Origin of the sequence: Serratia sp. B501 (genome assembly GCF_051172315.1) — a bacterium.
GTDB classification, from domain to species: Bacteria; Pseudomonadota; Gammaproteobacteria; order Enterobacterales; family Enterobacteriaceae; genus Serratia; species Serratia ureilytica.
This window is the reverse complement of sequence record NZ_JBPIZB010000002.1, coordinates 688,413-702,323: the sequence shown is the minus strand read 5'-3', so window position 1 is coordinate 702,323 and position 13,911 is coordinate 688,413. Positions and strand designations below refer to the sequence as shown.

Annotated in this window: 13 protein-coding genes; 6 read left to right on the top strand and 7 right to left on the bottom strand. The window is 59.0% G+C overall.

The window, feature by feature from the left end:
* Positions 1–9 precede the first annotated feature (9 nt).
* Positions 10–363, bottom strand: a complete 354-nt coding sequence (locus ACSBQV_RS09895) for a hypothetical protein (protein ID WP_047025751.1) — start codon at positions 361–363, stop codon at positions 10–12.
* 407 nt (positions 364–770) lie between these two features.
* On the opposite strand from ACSBQV_RS09895, the gene ACSBQV_RS09890 reads away from it, so the two are divergent.
* The 3 genes from ACSBQV_RS09890 to ACSBQV_RS09880 are packed head-to-tail and all read left to right on the top strand — an operon-like array spanning position 771 to position 3,242.
* Positions 771–1,484 (top strand): metal ABC transporter ATP-binding protein, encoded by a 714-nt coding sequence (locus ACSBQV_RS09890; RefSeq protein ID WP_099783784.1) that lies wholly within the window; start codon positions 771–773, stop codon positions 1,482–1,484.
* A complete protein-coding gene (locus ACSBQV_RS09885) occupies positions 1,481–2,338 on the top strand; it encodes a metal ABC transporter permease (RefSeq protein ID WP_033651105.1) in 858 nt (285 codons plus the stop codon). Before ACSBQV_RS09890 ends, ACSBQV_RS09885 begins: the two co-directional genes overlap by 4 nt.
* 25 nt (positions 2,339–2,363) lie before the next feature.
* Complete coding sequence (locus ACSBQV_RS09880; RefSeq protein ID WP_042783804.1) at positions 2,364–3,242, top strand: metal ABC transporter solute-binding protein, Zn/Mn family; 879 nt, start codon at positions 2,364–2,366, stop codon at positions 3,240–3,242.
* Between the two features lie 105 nt (positions 3,243–3,347).
* Here the strand turns inward: ACSBQV_RS09880 and ykgO are convergent, their stop codons facing one another.
* The 4 genes from ykgO to sdeX all read right to left on the bottom strand — a co-directional run bounded on the left by ykgO (position 3,348) and on the right by sdeX (position 8,293).
* On the bottom strand, positions 3,348–3,488 hold the full coding sequence (gene ykgO, locus ACSBQV_RS09875; protein ID WP_004940304.1) for a type B 50S ribosomal protein L36: 141 nt from the start codon (positions 3,486–3,488) through the stop codon (positions 3,348–3,350).
* Positions 3,489–3,500: 12 nt separating this feature from the next.
* Entirely contained in the window at positions 3,501–3,755 is a 255-nt protein-coding gene (locus ACSBQV_RS09870; RefSeq protein WP_004940303.1) for a type B 50S ribosomal protein L31, read from the bottom strand.
* Positions 3,756–3,941: 186 nt separating this feature from the next.
* Positions 3,942–7,088 carry a multidrug efflux RND transporter permease subunit SdeY gene (sdeY, locus tag ACSBQV_RS09865; protein ID WP_033651107.1) on the bottom strand — a complete coding sequence of 1,049 codons (3,147 nt, stop codon included), beginning with the start codon at positions 7,086–7,088 and terminating at the stop codon, positions 3,942–3,944.
* A 17-nt stretch (positions 7,089–7,105) separates the two neighbouring features.
* Positions 7,106–8,293, bottom strand: coding sequence for a multidrug efflux RND transporter periplasmic adaptor subunit SdeX (gene sdeX, locus ACSBQV_RS09860; RefSeq protein ID WP_033642108.1), 1,188 nt, complete (start codon positions 8,291–8,293; stop codon positions 7,106–7,108).
* A gap of 142 nt (positions 8,294–8,435) precedes the next feature.
* On the opposite strand from sdeX, the gene acrR reads away from it, so the two are divergent.
* From acrR to mscK, 3 genes are all read left to right on the top strand, one after another.
* Positions 8,436–9,095 (top strand): multidrug efflux transporter transcriptional repressor AcrR, encoded by a 660-nt coding sequence (gene acrR, locus ACSBQV_RS09855; RefSeq protein WP_033642109.1) that lies wholly within the window; start codon positions 8,436–8,438, stop codon positions 9,093–9,095.
* A gap of 11 nt (positions 9,096–9,106) precedes the next feature.
* Complete coding sequence (locus ACSBQV_RS09850; RefSeq protein WP_042783805.1) at positions 9,107–9,460, top strand: DsrE/DsrF/TusD sulfur relay family protein; 354 nt, start codon at positions 9,107–9,109, stop codon at positions 9,458–9,460.
* Between the two features lie 100 nt (positions 9,461–9,560).
* Positions 9,561–12,953 carry a mechanosensitive channel MscK gene (mscK, locus tag ACSBQV_RS09845; RefSeq protein ID WP_099783778.1) on the top strand — a complete coding sequence of 1,131 codons (3,393 nt, stop codon included), beginning with the start codon at positions 9,561–9,563 and terminating at the stop codon, positions 12,951–12,953.
* A 31-nt stretch (positions 12,954–12,984) separates the two neighbouring features.
* On the opposite strand, the gene rsmS is transcribed toward mscK, so the two are convergent.
* Entirely contained in the window at positions 12,985–13,164 is a 180-nt protein-coding gene (rsmS, locus tag ACSBQV_RS09840) for a pleiotropic regulatory protein RsmS (protein ID WP_016928837.1), read from the bottom strand.
* 108 nt (positions 13,165–13,272) lie between these two features.
* Positions 13,273–13,809, bottom strand: a complete 537-nt coding sequence (gene priC / locus ACSBQV_RS09835) for a primosomal replication protein PriC (protein ID WP_033642112.1) — start codon at positions 13,807–13,809, stop codon at positions 13,273–13,275.
* Between the last annotated feature and the right edge of the window lie 102 nt (positions 13,810–13,911).

Sequence of the window (13,911 nt, the reverse complement as noted above, 5' to 3'; positions counted from 1 at the left end):
TACGTAAACTTACAATTCATCCGCGGTTGATGGGCGTGAGTTATCAATGATGTCGAAGATTAAACCCCGTTGCGCCACACGGAACCGGACGCTATCGCTGATCGTGTCTTCGCTGTTGATATCCAGGCAAGCATTAAAAATGCCCCACTTATAGCGATAACTCATTGAATAATCGCTGTCACCTTGTTGCACTATATCAAGTATTTCTAATGAATCTTCGGCATAGCGTGCGCTTTCAGAATAAAAACTGAGTCCGCTGGTCAGCGACGGCACTAACTCCGCAATATTGTCATTAATCACTTTCTTTAATTTTTTAACAGAAAGTGCGTTGACGTCCAGGTTACAGGCAAGGGTAACAAGCATTAATCTCGGCCAACAACAATGTTATCTGCTCATCTTACTCCTTTTCCACTCGCGCCGGTAAATTTTTCGATTTACCGCTGTTTTTTTACCTTCCGCCAACATTTTTGCCGAACGGGAATATCCCTGAGTTTGATAAGGGGGTGAGGGGGGAGACCTGCTGCGCGACGAGCTGTTACGTTCCGTTGCATTAATGAGTCCGGCAATGCTTGAGACATACTATTTATTGTGATGTTATATTGTAACTATAAATCTGTTGCTTTGGTTATTCCCTTGATTCCCACTTCTCAAAATGACGCCGCGTCGTCACTGAATTCGTTGTTCACCACCTCCGCGGCCGTGCGCTGTGCGGGCGCTATCGTTTTGTTGACTCTGCTGTGGCTCGGCATTTTTTGGGCGGTGTCGCTGCCATGATTTCATTACGTCAGCTGACGATAGGCTATGGCGCCACGCCGCTTTTCCCGCCGCTGAGTGGGCAGTTTAGCGCCGGTTCGTTAACCGCGGTGGTGGGCGTCAACGGGGCAGGGAAATCGACGTTGCTGAAAACGCTCGCCGGTTTGTTGCCGCCCTTGGCGGGTCGCCTGGACTTTAGCGGTGAAAAGCCGCTGCGCAAGGCTTATTTACCGCAGCAGGCGGAGCTGGATCGGCAATTCCCGATCGCGGTGAGCGATCTGGTGGCGATGGGATGTTGGCCGCAAAGCGGCATGTTCGGCGGTATGAACCAGCGTGCGGCGAGCCAGGTTAATGAGGCGCTGGCGAGCGTCGGCATGAGCGCGCTGGCGCACAGTCCGGTGGGTGAGCTCTCCGGCGGCCAGCTGCAGCGGGTGCTGTTTGCGCGCCTGTTGGTCCAACAGGCGCCGTTGATCCTGCTGGATGAACCCTTCACCGGCATCGACAGCGCCACTACGCAGATCCTGCTGCAGGTGATCGCGCAGCTGCACCAGCAGGGGAGAACGGTGATCGCCGTCCTGCATGACATGTCGATGGTCGCCGAGCATTTTCCGCAGGTGCTGTTGCTGACCCCGCAGGCGTGTCATTGGGGCGCGGCCGAGCGCGTGCTGGAACAGGTGCCGCGGTATCTCGCCGCCGAACGGCAGCCGGGCCTGCGGGTGGTGGCGCCATGATGCTGTTGCATGGGCTTATCGACCCTTTTCTCTCTTTCGGTTTTATGCGACGCGCATTGATGGCGTGTCTGGCGCTGTCGCTCAGCGCCGCCCCGCTGGGGGTGTTTCTGTTGCTGCGCCGCATGAGCCTGGTGGGGGATGCGTTGTCCCACGCGGTGTTGCCCGGCGCGGCAATCGGTTATCTGATTTCCGGCATGTCGCTGGTGGCCATGGGCGTGGGCGGCTTTATCGCCGGGCTGGCGGTGGCGATGTTGTCCGGCCTGGTGAGCCGCCGCACGCCGCTGAAAGAGGACGCCAGCTTCGCCGGATTCTATCTGGGGTCGCTGGCGCTCGGGGTCACGTTGGTCTCGCTGCGCGGTTCCAGCGTGGATCTGCTGCACGTGCTGTTCGGTTCGATTCTGGCGGTGGATGCGCAGGCGATGCTGATGGTCGGTGCGATCGCCACGGTGTCGCTGCTGGCGCTGGCCGCGCTGTACCGCGCGTTGGTGATCGAGTCCTTCGACGTCACTTTCCTGCGCGTTAACGCGCCGCGCCGGTTGGCGCTGATCCACGGCCTGTTTTTGGCGCTGGTGGTGGTCAATCTGGTGGCGGGGTTCCAGATCCTCGGCACCCTGATGTCGGTGGGGCTGATGATGCTGCCCGCCGCCAGCGCACGCTTCTGGGCGCGCAATCTGCCGCAGACGCTGGCGGTGGCGATGGGCATCGGCGCGCTGTCCAGCCTGATTGGGCTGGTGTGGTCCTACTACGCTTCGCTGCCTGCCGGTCCGGCGATCGTGCTCAGCGCCAGCGTCATCTTCTTTGTCTCGATCCTGTTTGGAACGCGTGGAGGCATTTACGCCTTTGCGCGCCGTTGAGAAGTGCCATTTGCAAGGAGAAAATATGAAACGTTTACCTATATCGCTGGCGGTCGCTGCTCTGCTGGCCAGCCCATTGGCGATGGCGAAGACCGTCGACGCCGTCGCCAGCTTTTCCATTCTGGGAGATATCGTTAAACAGGTGGGGGGCGATCACGTCAAGGTCAGCACGCTGGTGGGGCCGGATGGCGATCCGCACAGCTTCGAGCCTTCACCGCAGGACGGCAAGACGTTGGCGCAGGCCGACGTGGTGTTCGTCAGCGGCCTGGGGCTGGAAGGGTGGATCGATCGCCTGGTCAGCGCTTCGGGTTATAAAGGACAGGTGATTACCGCGTCACAGGGCATCAACACCCGCCAAATGGAGGAGGACGGCAAACCGATTACCGATCCCCACGCCTGGAACAGCATGAAAAACGGCGTGCAGTACGCCACCAACGTGATGAACGCCCTGATCGCCGCCGATCCCGAGGATGCCAACTATTTTCGCCAGCGCGGCGCCGAATACATTCAGCAGTTGCAAAAGCTGGATCTGTGGGCCAAAACCCAGTTCGCCGCTGTGCCGCCGCAGAAACGTAAGGTGCTCACCAGCCATGATGCCTTTGGTTACTTTGGGCAAGAGTATGGCGTCACCTTCCTTGCGCCGGTCGGATTTTCCACCGAGGCCGAAGCCAGCGCCAGCGATGTGGCCGGCCTGATCAAACAAATCAAACAGGAAAAAGTTAACGCTTACTTTATCGAAAACCAGACCGATCCGCGGCTGGTGAAACAGATTGCCGCCGCCACCGGCGCCAAGGCGGGCGGCGAGCTGTACCCTGAAGCGCTCTCGCGCGTGGGCGGCCCGGCGGCCACCTATGAGCAGGCGTTCAAGCACAATGTCGACGCGCTGCTGAGCAGCATGAAGTAATCACCGCCCCCGCTTGCCGGCGGGGGCAGCTTGCAGGTACTTTCTCGCCATAAAAAAAGCCCCGTTGAGCAGCAACGGGGCTTTGCGACAGATGACACTTTGGAGTTAACGCTTTTTCTTACGTCCCTGTACCGCTTTGAATCGCGGATTGCTTTTACAGATCACATAGATGCGGCCACGACGACGCACGACTTTGCAATCCGGGTGGCGATTTTTCGCCGAACGCAATGAACTCAATACCTGCATGGGGGTTCCTTGTTACTTATTGCCGATAAAGCGGCCAAAGCGCTGCTGGAAGCGCGCCGTGCTGCCTTCTTTGGAATAGTCTTTCTGCTTGCCGGTGTAATACGGATGCGAAGCGGAAGAGACGTCGAGGGTGACATACGGCCAGCTTTCGCCGTCCAGCTCGATGGTGCGATCGGTTTTGATGGTCGATCCCACTTTGAAGTAGGCGTTGGCACTGACGTCGTGGAACACCACGGTGCGATAATCGGGATGGATGCCGGGTTTCATAATGGCTCTCTCGTGTAATGTTATACTATAACAACAATTATGCGCCGACCGGGCATCACGATCAAGCGTAAATTGCACACACGAGTGAATTAATGAGAACGGTTTGCATTAAGCAACTGAAGCAAAAGAAAAAGGCCGCATGCGCGGCCTTTTCGATTATCGGGTAGAAATCTCTTCACTGAACGATCAGTGATGCTCTACCGGGTGGCTGTGTTCCAGGTCTTCGTTCTTCTTGCTGAAGCGGCGGCGAACCACCACGAAGAACACCGGTACGAAGAAGATCGCCAATACGGTCGCGGTGATCATCCCGCCCATTACGCCGGTACCTACCGCGTTCTGTGCGCCGGAGCCTGCGCCGCTGCTGATAACCAGCGGCAGAACCCCGAGGATGAAGGCCAGGGACGTCATCAGAATTGGACGCAGACGCATACGCACCGCTTCCAACGTCGCTTCGATCAGACCTTTGCCTTCTTTCTCCATCAGATCCTTGGCGAATTCCACGATCAGGATGGCGTTCTTCGCCGATAGACCGATGGTGGTCAACAGCCCCACCTGGAAGTACACGTCGTTATTCATGCCGCGCATCGTCGCGGCCAACAACGCACCGATAACCCCCAGCGGCAATACCAGCATGACCGAGAACGGCACGGACCAGCTTTCATACAGCGCCGCCAGACACAGGAACACCACCAGAATCGAGATGGCGTACAGCGCCGGCGCCTGGTTGCCCGACAGACGTTCCTGATAGGACATGCCGGTCCAGTCGTAACCGATGCCGCTTGGCAGTTTGGACGCCAGCTGTTCCATCAGGTTCATCGCTTCACCGGTACTCTTGCCCGGTGCAGCCTGGCCCAGAATTTCCATCGACGGCAAGCCGTTATAGCGTTCCAGACGCGGTGAGCCGTATTCCCATTTCGCCGAAGAGAAGGCGGAGAATGGCACCATCTGGCCGCTGGTACCGCGCACGTACCACTTGTTGATGTCTTCCGGCAGCATGCGGAACGGCGCTTCGGCCTGTACGTACACCTTCTTCACACGACCGCGGTCGATGAAGTCGTTGACGTATGAACCACCCAGTGCGGTGCTCAGCGTGCTGTTGATGGTGGTGATGCTCACGCCCAGCGCCTTGGCTTTTTCCTGATCGACGATCAGTTTGAACTGCGGCGTATCTTCCAGGCCGTTCGGGCGCACGCCCACCAGCACGTCCGGATGCTGAGCAACCATGCCCAACAGCTGGTTACGCGCTTCGGTCAGTTTTTCGTGCCCCAGGCCGCCCTGGTCAATCAGCTCGAAGTCGAAGCCGGTTGCGGTACCGAGTTCGATGATCGCCGGCAGGTTGAACGGGAACACCAGGCCTTCTTTAATCTGCGAGAAGGCGCCCATGGCGCGACCCGCGATCGCTTCTACCTTGTTCCCGGCCCCCGGCCGCTCGCCCCAGTCTTTCAGGCTGACGAATGCCAGGCCGTTGTTCTGGCCGTTACCGTTGAAGCCGAAGCCCGCGACGGTAAACACCGAAACCACGTTGTCCTTTTCCTTGTTCAGGAAGTAGTCGGAGACTTCTTCCAACACCTTGTTGGTGCGGGATTCGGTGGCGCCGGCAGGCAACTGCACCATGGTCAACAGGATGCCCTGATCTTCGTCCGGCAGGAACGAAGAAGGCAGGCGCAGGAACAGCAGACCCATGCCAACCACGATCAGCAGGTAGATGATCAGGTAGCGGCCGGTGCTGCGCAGGATGTTGCCCACGCTGTCGGTATAGTGATGCGTGCTCTTCTCGAACATGCGGTTAAACCAGCCGAAGAAGCCCGTTTTAACCCCGTGATCGCCTTTCGGGATCGGTTTGAGCAGGGTGGCGCACAGCGCCGGCGTCAGGATCAAGGCCACCAGCACCGACAGCGCCATCGCGGACACGATGGTGATCGAGAACTGACGATAGATGGCGCCGGTTGAACCGCCGAAGAACGCCATCGGCACGAATACCGCCGACAGCACCATGGCGATACCCACCAGCGCGCCCTGGATCTGGCCCATCGATTTACGGGTCGCTTCTTTCGGCGGCAGCCCCTCTTCGGACATGACGCGCTCGACGTTTTCCACCACCACGATGGCGTCATCCACCAGCAGGCCGATCGCCAACACCATGCCGAACATCGTCAGGGTGTTTATCGAGAAGCCGAACGCCGCGAGTATCGCAAAGGTCCCCAGCAACACCACCGGCACCGCGATGGTTGGGATCAGCGTCGCGCGGAAGTTTTGCAGGAACAGATACATCACCAGGAACACCAGGATGATGGCTTCGATCAGCGTTTTCACCACTTCGTTGATGGAGATCTTAACGAATGGGGTGGTGTCGTACGGATAAACCACTTTCATCCCTTGCGGGAAGAAGGGCGCCATCTTGGCCAGCTCGTCTTTCACACCTTTGGCGGTGTTCAAGGCGTTGGCGCCGGTCGCCAGTTTGATACCCAGGCCGGCGGCAGGCTTGCCGTTATAACGCGCGGTAACGGCATAGCTTTCCGCGCCGCGCTCGATGTGAGCGACGTCGCGCAGGCGCACCTGGGAACCGTCGGTATTGACCTTCAGCAGGATCTTGCCGAACTCTTCCGGCGAAGTCAGACGGGTCTGCGCGATGATCGAGGCGTTCAACTGCTGCCCCGGCACCGGCGGCAGGCCGCCCAGCTGGCCTGCGGCGATCTGGTTGTTCTGCTCGGTGATGGCGGAGGTCACATCCGTGGTCGTCAGCTGGTAGTTGTTCAGCTTGTTCGGATCCAGCCAGATACGCATCGCGTACTGGGCACCGAACAGCTGCACTTCACCCACGCCGGACGAACGGCTGATCGGGTCCTTGATGTTGGACGCCACGTAGTCCGCAATATCGTCCTGAGTCATGTTCGGATCGTCGGAAACGAAGCCGGCCACCATCAGGAAGCTGCTGCTGGATTTTTCTACTTTCAGGCCCTGCTGCTGAACTTCTTGCGGCAGCAGCGGGGTGGCCAACGACAGTTTGTTCTGGACCTGAACCTGCGCGATGTCAGGATCGGTGCCGGACTCAAACGTCAGGGTAATGGTGACGCTACCAGAGGAATCACTGGTGGAGGACATGTACATCAGGTTATCGATACCGTTCATGTTCTGTTCGATAATCTGTGTGACGGTATCCTGCACCGTTTTGGCATCTGCGCCCGGGTAGTTGGCGGAAATACTCACCGCCGGCGGTGCAATAGTGGGATACTGCGCGATTGGCAGTTTCATTATTGCAAGCACCCCCGCCAACATGACGATGATGGCGATTACCCAGGCGAAAATTGGGCGGTCTATAAAGAACTTAGCCATGTATTACAGGCTCCTTTTTATGACTTCTGCGCTTCAGACTGCGGCTGTTTTTGCGCCTGAGTGTCAACTTCCTGCACTTTTACCTGCGCGCCCGGATGCACTTTCATCAGGCCGGTGACGATGACGCGATCGCCGGCTTTCAGGCCATCGGTAACCAGCCATTTGTCGCCAATCGCCTGGTCCGCCTTCAGCGTGCGCAGCTCAACTTTGTTGTCTGCCCCTACCACCAACGCCGTCGCGTCGCCGCGCGGGTTGCGGGTGACGCCCTGTTGAGGCACCAGCAACGCATCGCTGCGTACGCCTTCGTCCAGACGGGCGCGCACGAACATGCCAGGCAACAGCGTATCGTTCGGGTTAGGGAACAGGGCGCGAATGGTGATGGAGCCGGTGGTCTCATCGACGGTGACGTCGGAGAACTCCAGCGTGCCTTCCTGCGCGTATTCAGTGCCGTTTTCCAGCATCAGTTTCACTTTGGCCTTGCCGTTTTCCTGCTTCAGCGCGCCGCTGGCCAGTTCTTGCTTCAGGCGCAGGAAGTCGGTGCTCGACTGGGTGACGTCGACATACATCGGATCCAGCTGCTGCACGGTGGACAGGGCGGTTGCCTGGCCGTTGCTGACCAGCGCGCCTTCGGTCACGGCGGATTTGCCGATGCGGCCGGAGATCGGAGAGGTCACCTTGGTGTACGCCAGGTTGATGCGCGCGGTTTCCACGGCGGCCTTGGCGGCCACCACGGCGGCATCCGCTTGCTGCAGCGTGGACACGGCGTTGTCATAGTCCTGCTTGCTGATGTAGCTGGTGCCCAGCAATGGCTTGTAGCGGTTTACCGTCACGCGCGCGATGGAAGCGCTGGCCTGCGCTTTGGCCAAATCGCCTTTCGCGCTGTCGTAGCTGGCCTGATAGGTCGCGGGATCGATTTGGTACAGAGACGTCCCGGCCTTGATATCGCTGCCTTCAACGAAGTTACGCTTCAGGATGATGCCGCTGACCTGAGGGCGAACTTCGGCGATGCGATACGCAGCGGTGCGGCCAGGAAGATCGGTAGTGATATTGAGAGGCTCGGCCTTCAAAGTGACTACGCCCACTTCAGGAGCCTGCTGTTGGGCGCCTTGCTGTTGGGTTTCTTTATCGTTACATCCTGTTAGCACTAAGCTGCCTGAAAGCATCAGAACGGCCGCCAGAGGCGTTAACCCTCTGTTTTTGTTCATAGAAAAACCTCAAGTGTCCGATTTCAAAATGATCAATGGATCACAAGCTTTAAAACCCATTGCTGCGTTAATTATATGTGCGTGCTATGGTACATACATTCGCGAATGTATGTAAATCACACTCCCCCTAAATAACAATGCCATGGCACGAAAAACCAAACAGCAGGCGCAAGAAACCCGACAGCAAATCCTCGATGCTGCGGTGAGAGAGTTCTCTGAACGTGGCGTTGCTGCAACGTCACTGACAGATATTGCCACCGCTGCCGGGGTTACGCGTGGAGCCATTTACTGGCACTTCAAGAATAAGGTAGACCTGTTTAATGAAGTTTGGGAATCTACCGAGCCGAAAATTGACCAGCTCGAAACAGAGTATCAGGCAAAGTTTCCCGATAATCCACTGCGGGTTATCCGGGAAATTCTGATTTACATTCTGACGTCTACGGTTGAAGACGGCCGCAGGCGGGCGTTGATGGAGATTATATTCCACAAATGCGAGTTTGTCGGTGAAATGATGCCGCTGCTGGATTCGCGCAAGGTGTTGTACCTCGCCGGCTACGAACGCATCGAAGCGGTGCTGTATAACTGCATTCACCACGAGCAATTGCCCGCCGATTTGCATACCCGCCGTGCGGCGATCATCCTGCGCGGTTATATCACCGGCCTGATGGAAAACTGGCTGTTTATGCCGGAAAGTTTCGATCTGCGGGCCGAAGCCGAAGCGCTGGTCGATGCGTTTTTGGAGATGCTGCAGTTTTGCCCCACCTTGCGCCTCAACCCCGACGTCGACCGCCTTCCTTTATAAGGAGAGATTTCATGTCATCAGTTGTTCTCATCGCCAACGGCGCCGCCTATGGCCATGAATCCTTGTTCAATGCGCTGCGGTTGGCCATCGCGCTGAAAGAGCAGCAAAGCAGTCTCGACCTGCGGCTGTTTCTGATGTCCGACGCGGTGGTGGCCGGGCTGGCAGGACAGCAGCCGCACGAAGGATACCATCTGCAGCAGATGCTGGAGATCCTCACCGCGCAGCAGGTGCCGGTCAAGCTGTGCAAGACCTGCGCCGACGCGCGCGGCGTCAGCCGCTTGCCGCTGGCGGACGGCGTGGAGATCGGCACGCTGGTCGAACTGGCGCAGTGGACGCTGGCGGCGGAGAAAGTGCTCACTTTCTGATTTCGCGACAACGGGACATCATCGGCAACGTTTTTGTTGTTCGTTGCCCGCCGGCGATCGTGATAATCTTCAGGCTTCTTAACCGATCCGAAGCTAAATCATGCATCGCTGGTTGACTCTGCCCTCTCTGACGCCGCGCTCGTTTGTCGGCGCATGCCGGCGGCGCATCGCCGCCGCGACACTCCTTTTCCTGATTTGCGCGCTGAGCTCGCCGGCGCAGGCGGCGCTGAACGGCGATTTGCCGCAGCGCAGCGAAGTGCAAAGCCAGCTGGAAGCGCTGAGCAAGCAAAAAGCCCTGACGCCGGTCGAAAAGCTGTCCCAACAGGATTTAACCCGCACGCTGGAGCTGCTGGACGCCATCGAGCGCAATCGGCAGGACGCGGCGCAGCTTAAACAGCAGGTGCAGCAGGCGCCGGCGAAGCTCAATCAGGTGACCGCAGAACTGGATGCGCTGAAGCGGCCGACGGACAGCGCGGCGGCGCGCGCCGCGCTGTTGCCGCTGTCGCTGCGCCAATTGGAAAGCCGGCTGTATCAAACGCTCGACGAGCTGCAAAGCGCGCAGGAGAGCCTCTCTACTTACAACAGCCAACTGGTGTCGCTGCAAACCCAGCCTGAACGAGTACAAAGCACCATGTACGCCGCTTCGCAGCGCCTGCAGGAGATCCGCAGCCAGCTCAGCGGCCAGACGCCGGGGCAAGATTCGCTGCGCAACAGCCAGCAGGTGATGCTGACCACCGAGCAGGCGTTGCTCAACGCACAGCTTGAGCTGCAGCGCAAAAGTCTGGAAGCCAATACCACGCTGCAGGATCTGCTGCAAAAACAGCGTGATTACACCACGGCGCATATCGACGCGCTGGATCGCTCGGTGCAGTTGCTGCAGGAGATCGTCAACAGCAAACGTTTGACGCTGTCTGAAAAGACCGCCAAAGAGGCGCAAAACCCGGAAGACGCCACCGATATCCAGCACGATCTGTTGGTCAGCAAACAGCTGGACGTCAACCGCCAACTGAGCCAGCGGCTGATCGCCGCCACCGAAGAGAGCAACACCCTGTTCCAGCAGAATATTCGGGTCAAAAACTGGCTCGATCGCGGGCTGCAGGCGGAGCGTAACCTGAAAGAACAGATCCAGGTGCTGAAGGGCAGCCTGGTGCTGTCGCGCATCCTGTATCAGCAGCAGCAGAGCCTGCCGCAGGGCACGCTGTTGGCGGATATGGACACGCGCATCGCCGATTTGCGGCTGGAGCAGTTCGATATCAATCAGCAACGCGACGATCTGTTCAAGGGAGAGGATTACATCAACCAGCTGGTGGCCGAAAGCAAGGAAAAGGCCGGCCCGGAGGTGATCGACGCGTTAAACGAGATCGTCGATATGCGCCGCGAACTGCTGGATCAGCTGAACAAGCAGCTCAGCAACCAGCTGTCGCTGTCGATCAACCTGCAGATCAATCAGCAACAGCTGACCAGCGTTTACGGTTCGCTGCAAGATACGCTGACCCAGCAGATTTTCTGGGTCAACAGCAACAAGCCGGTCGATCTGGCGTGGCTGAAGGCGATGCCGGAGGCGGTGCGCGATCAGATTGCCGGGCTCGATCTCAAATTCGACGGCGGCAAGCTGGTGCAGGGCGGGTTGAATGCGCTGGTGTTCCTGATCCCGATGCTGTTGGCGATCGGGGTATTGCGCTGGCGCTACCGGCTGATCGACGGCCATTTGCAAAAGCTGGCCAACGACGTGGGGCAACTTAAGCGCGACGGCCAACTGCACACGCCGAAGGCCATCGCGCTGACCTTGCTGAAAGTGTTGCCCGGCGCCGCGTTACTCCTCGGCGTCGGTTTCTGGATGTATCGCGCGGATTTCGGCATCAGCGACTTTATATGGGCATTGTCGCAGCAGCTGGCGCTGTCGTGGCTGGTGTTCGGCTTCAGCTATCGCATGCTGAAACCGGGCGGCATCGCCGAGCGGCATTTCAACTTCGGCGCCAACCTGTGCGCGCATTACCGCCGTCAGACGCTGCGGCTGGGGTTGGCGCTGCAGCCGTTGATCTTCTGGTCGGTATTGGGCGAGAAAGCGCCGCTGCGTCTGGTGGAAGACGTGATCGGCCAGATCGTGGTGATGTTGACGCTGGCGCTGCTCACGGTGCTGGTGTTCCCGCTGTGCCGCGACAGCTGGCGTGAAAAAGGCTCGCACGCCGTGCGGCTGGTGGTGGTCACCGCGCTGGCCGCCACGCCGCTGATCCTGCTGGGGCTGATGTTCGCCGGCTACTTCTATACCACGCTGCGGCTGGCCAGCCGCTGGATAGACAGCCTGTATCTGTTTTTCCTGTGGAATATCGTATACCTGACCGCGCTGCGCGGCCTGAGCGTGGCGGCGCGGCGTCTGGCTTACCGGCGCGCGTTGGCGCGGCGGCAAAACGTGGCGAAAGAAGGAGCCGAAGGCGGCGAACCGGTGGTGGAAGAGCCGCCGCTGGCGCTCGATCAGATCAACCAGCAGTCGCTGCGCCTGACCACCCTGGTGCTGTTCGCCATCTTCGCCAGCGCCTTCTACGCCATTTGGTCGGATCTGGTGACGGTCATCGCTTATCTGGACAGCATCACGCTGTGGCATTACACCAGCACCGTGGCGGGCAGCAGCGTGTCGCAGGCGGTGACGCTGGGCAACATGATGGTGGCGATCGCCGCAGTGATTGTCGCCTACGTGCTCACCCGCAACTTGCCCGGTTTGCTGGAGGTGGTGGTGCTGTCGCGGCTGCAACTGCGGCAGGGGGCGTCTTACGCCATCACCACCGTGCTCACTTACCTGATTACCGCCGTGGGCGCCGTGGTTGCGCTGGGATCGCTCGGCGTATCCTGGGACAAACTGCAATGGCTGGCCGCCGGTCTGACGGTCGGGCTGGGTTTCGGCCTGCAAGAGATCTTCGCCAACTTCGTCTCCGGCCTGATCATTCTGTTCGAACGCCCGATCCGCATCGGCGATACCATCACCATCGGCACCTTCTCCGGTTCGGTCAGCAAGATCCGCATTCGCGCCACCACCATTACCGACTTCGATCGCAAAGAGGTGATCATTCCGAACAAGGCGTTCGTCACCGAGCGGCTGATCAACTGGTCGCTGTCCGATACCATCACCCGCGTGCTGATCAAGGTCGGCGTGGCCTACGGCTCCGATCTCGACAAGGTGAAAAAGGTGCTGTTGCAGGCGGCGCACGACAACCCGCGGGTGATGACCGATCCCGAACCGCAGGTGTTCTTCCTCAACTTCGGCGCCAGCACGCTGGATCACGAACTGCGGCTCTATGTGCGGGAACTGCGCGATCGCAGCTACACGGTGGACGAACTGAATCGCTCAATCGACCGCTTGTGCCGGGAAAACGGCATCGACATCGCCTTCAATCAGCTGGAGGTGTATCTGCATAACCAGCAGGGCAATGAAGTGCAGGAAGTGAAAAGAACGCTGTCGCCGGACGACGGCGGCCAGACGGCGGCGGATAAGCAATGAGAGGCGAAAGGGACAGCGGCGCTGTCCCTGGTTACTGTCCGGCAGGCAGATAGGGAGAGGTGACGCCGGCGCGCTGCAGCTTTTCCTGATAATCCCGTTTGACGATATCCAGCGCCGCCAGCGCGGTGGCCGGATCGATCTCGTTGCATTCCAGCAGGTAAATCAAGTCTACCGCCAGCTGCAGTTCGGGTGAGGCGTTTTCCAGAGACATAGCACCTGCGCTTATTTAATTAATGGGATGAATAACTCGGGTATCGGCAGAGTATAGTGAACCCGGCGCGCAACCGGGGAATAATCATTAAAATATTGTGATAAATCTTCAAAAACCGTTTTCTTTGCGCTCGATATTGCGCTCGATGCGCGCCAACGCCTGACGACAGCGCATCAGCCGCCCCTCCAGCGCCGCCAGCTCGTGCTGCAGCTTTTGCTGCGCCGCCAGCGTGGTCTGGCGCCCCAGCAGGCTTTCCCGATCCTGAATCATGGCGATCAGCCGGCGTTCGTAATCCTGATGCTCGGCCAGCTTGTGGTAGAGATCGACCTCGGGGGCTTCCTTCGGCTGATTCTTGCGCCGCAGCGCCTGGGTCGCCAGCTCGCGCTGCAGGGCGGCGATCTGAGCCACCAGTTTTTCGGCCAGAAAGGCCACCTGGCTGGCGCGGCTGTCGTTAGCGGCGTTTTGCAGCTGGGCGAAGTTTTTCTCCACTTCGGCCAGGTAGTCGCGCAGCCGCGTGCCGCGGTTGGCGAACAGGGCGGCGTCGAACCGCGCCTGCGGGATCGGGGCGTCGCCGCGCGGGCTGACTTCGGCCGCCAGCGCCGCGATCTGCTGTGCCAACACCTGTAATAGACGCTGAGTGCTCACATAAGCTCCCTCTTGATTTCAACAGGCCTAAGCTTGCCCGCGATGCCGTCCTGAAACAAGCGCCGCATGTATATTCCGCCGGCGCGGCGCCGATGCTACAGT

Bases quoted from the DNA above. Each gene is read 5' to 3' on its own strand.
- acrR (WP_033642109.1), top strand. From the start codon at position 8,436: ATGGCACGAAAAACCAAACAGCAGGCGCAAGAAACCCGACAGCAAATC.
- ACSBQV_RS09870 (WP_004940303.1), bottom strand. From the start codon at position 3,755: ATGAAACCCGGCATCCATCCCGATTATCGCACCGTGGTGTTCCACGAC.
- ACSBQV_RS09885 (WP_033651105.1), top strand. From the start codon at position 1,481: ATGATGCTGTTGCATGGGCTTATCGACCCTTTTCTCTCTTTCGGTTTT.
- ACSBQV_RS09895 (WP_047025751.1), bottom strand. From the start codon at position 363: ATGCTTGTTACCCTTGCCTGTAACCTGGACGTCAACGCACTTTCTGTT.
- ACSBQV_RS09850 (WP_042783805.1), top strand. From the start codon at position 9,107: ATGTCATCAGTTGTTCTCATCGCCAACGGCGCCGCCTATGGCCATGAA.
- ACSBQV_RS09880 (WP_042783804.1), top strand. From the start codon at position 2,364: ATGAAACGTTTACCTATATCGCTGGCGGTCGCTGCTCTGCTGGCCAGC.
- ykgO (WP_004940304.1), bottom strand. From the start codon at position 3,488: ATGCAGGTATTGAGTTCATTGCGTTCGGCGAAAAATCGCCACCCGGAT.
- ACSBQV_RS09890 (WP_099783784.1), top strand. From the start codon at position 771: ATGATTTCATTACGTCAGCTGACGATAGGCTATGGCGCCACGCCGCTT.
- mscK (WP_099783778.1), top strand. From the start codon at position 9,561: ATGCATCGCTGGTTGACTCTGCCCTCTCTGACGCCGCGCTCGTTTGTC.
- sdeX (WP_033642108.1), bottom strand. From the start codon at position 8,293: ATGAACAAAAACAGAGGGTTAACGCCTCTGGCGGCCGTTCTGATGCTT.
- sdeY (WP_033651107.1), bottom strand. From the start codon at position 7,088: ATGGCTAAGTTCTTTATAGACCGCCCAATTTTCGCCTGGGTAATCGCC.
- rsmS (WP_016928837.1), bottom strand. From the start codon at position 13,164: ATGTCTCTGGAAAACGCCTCACCCGAACTGCAGCTGGCGGTAGACTTG.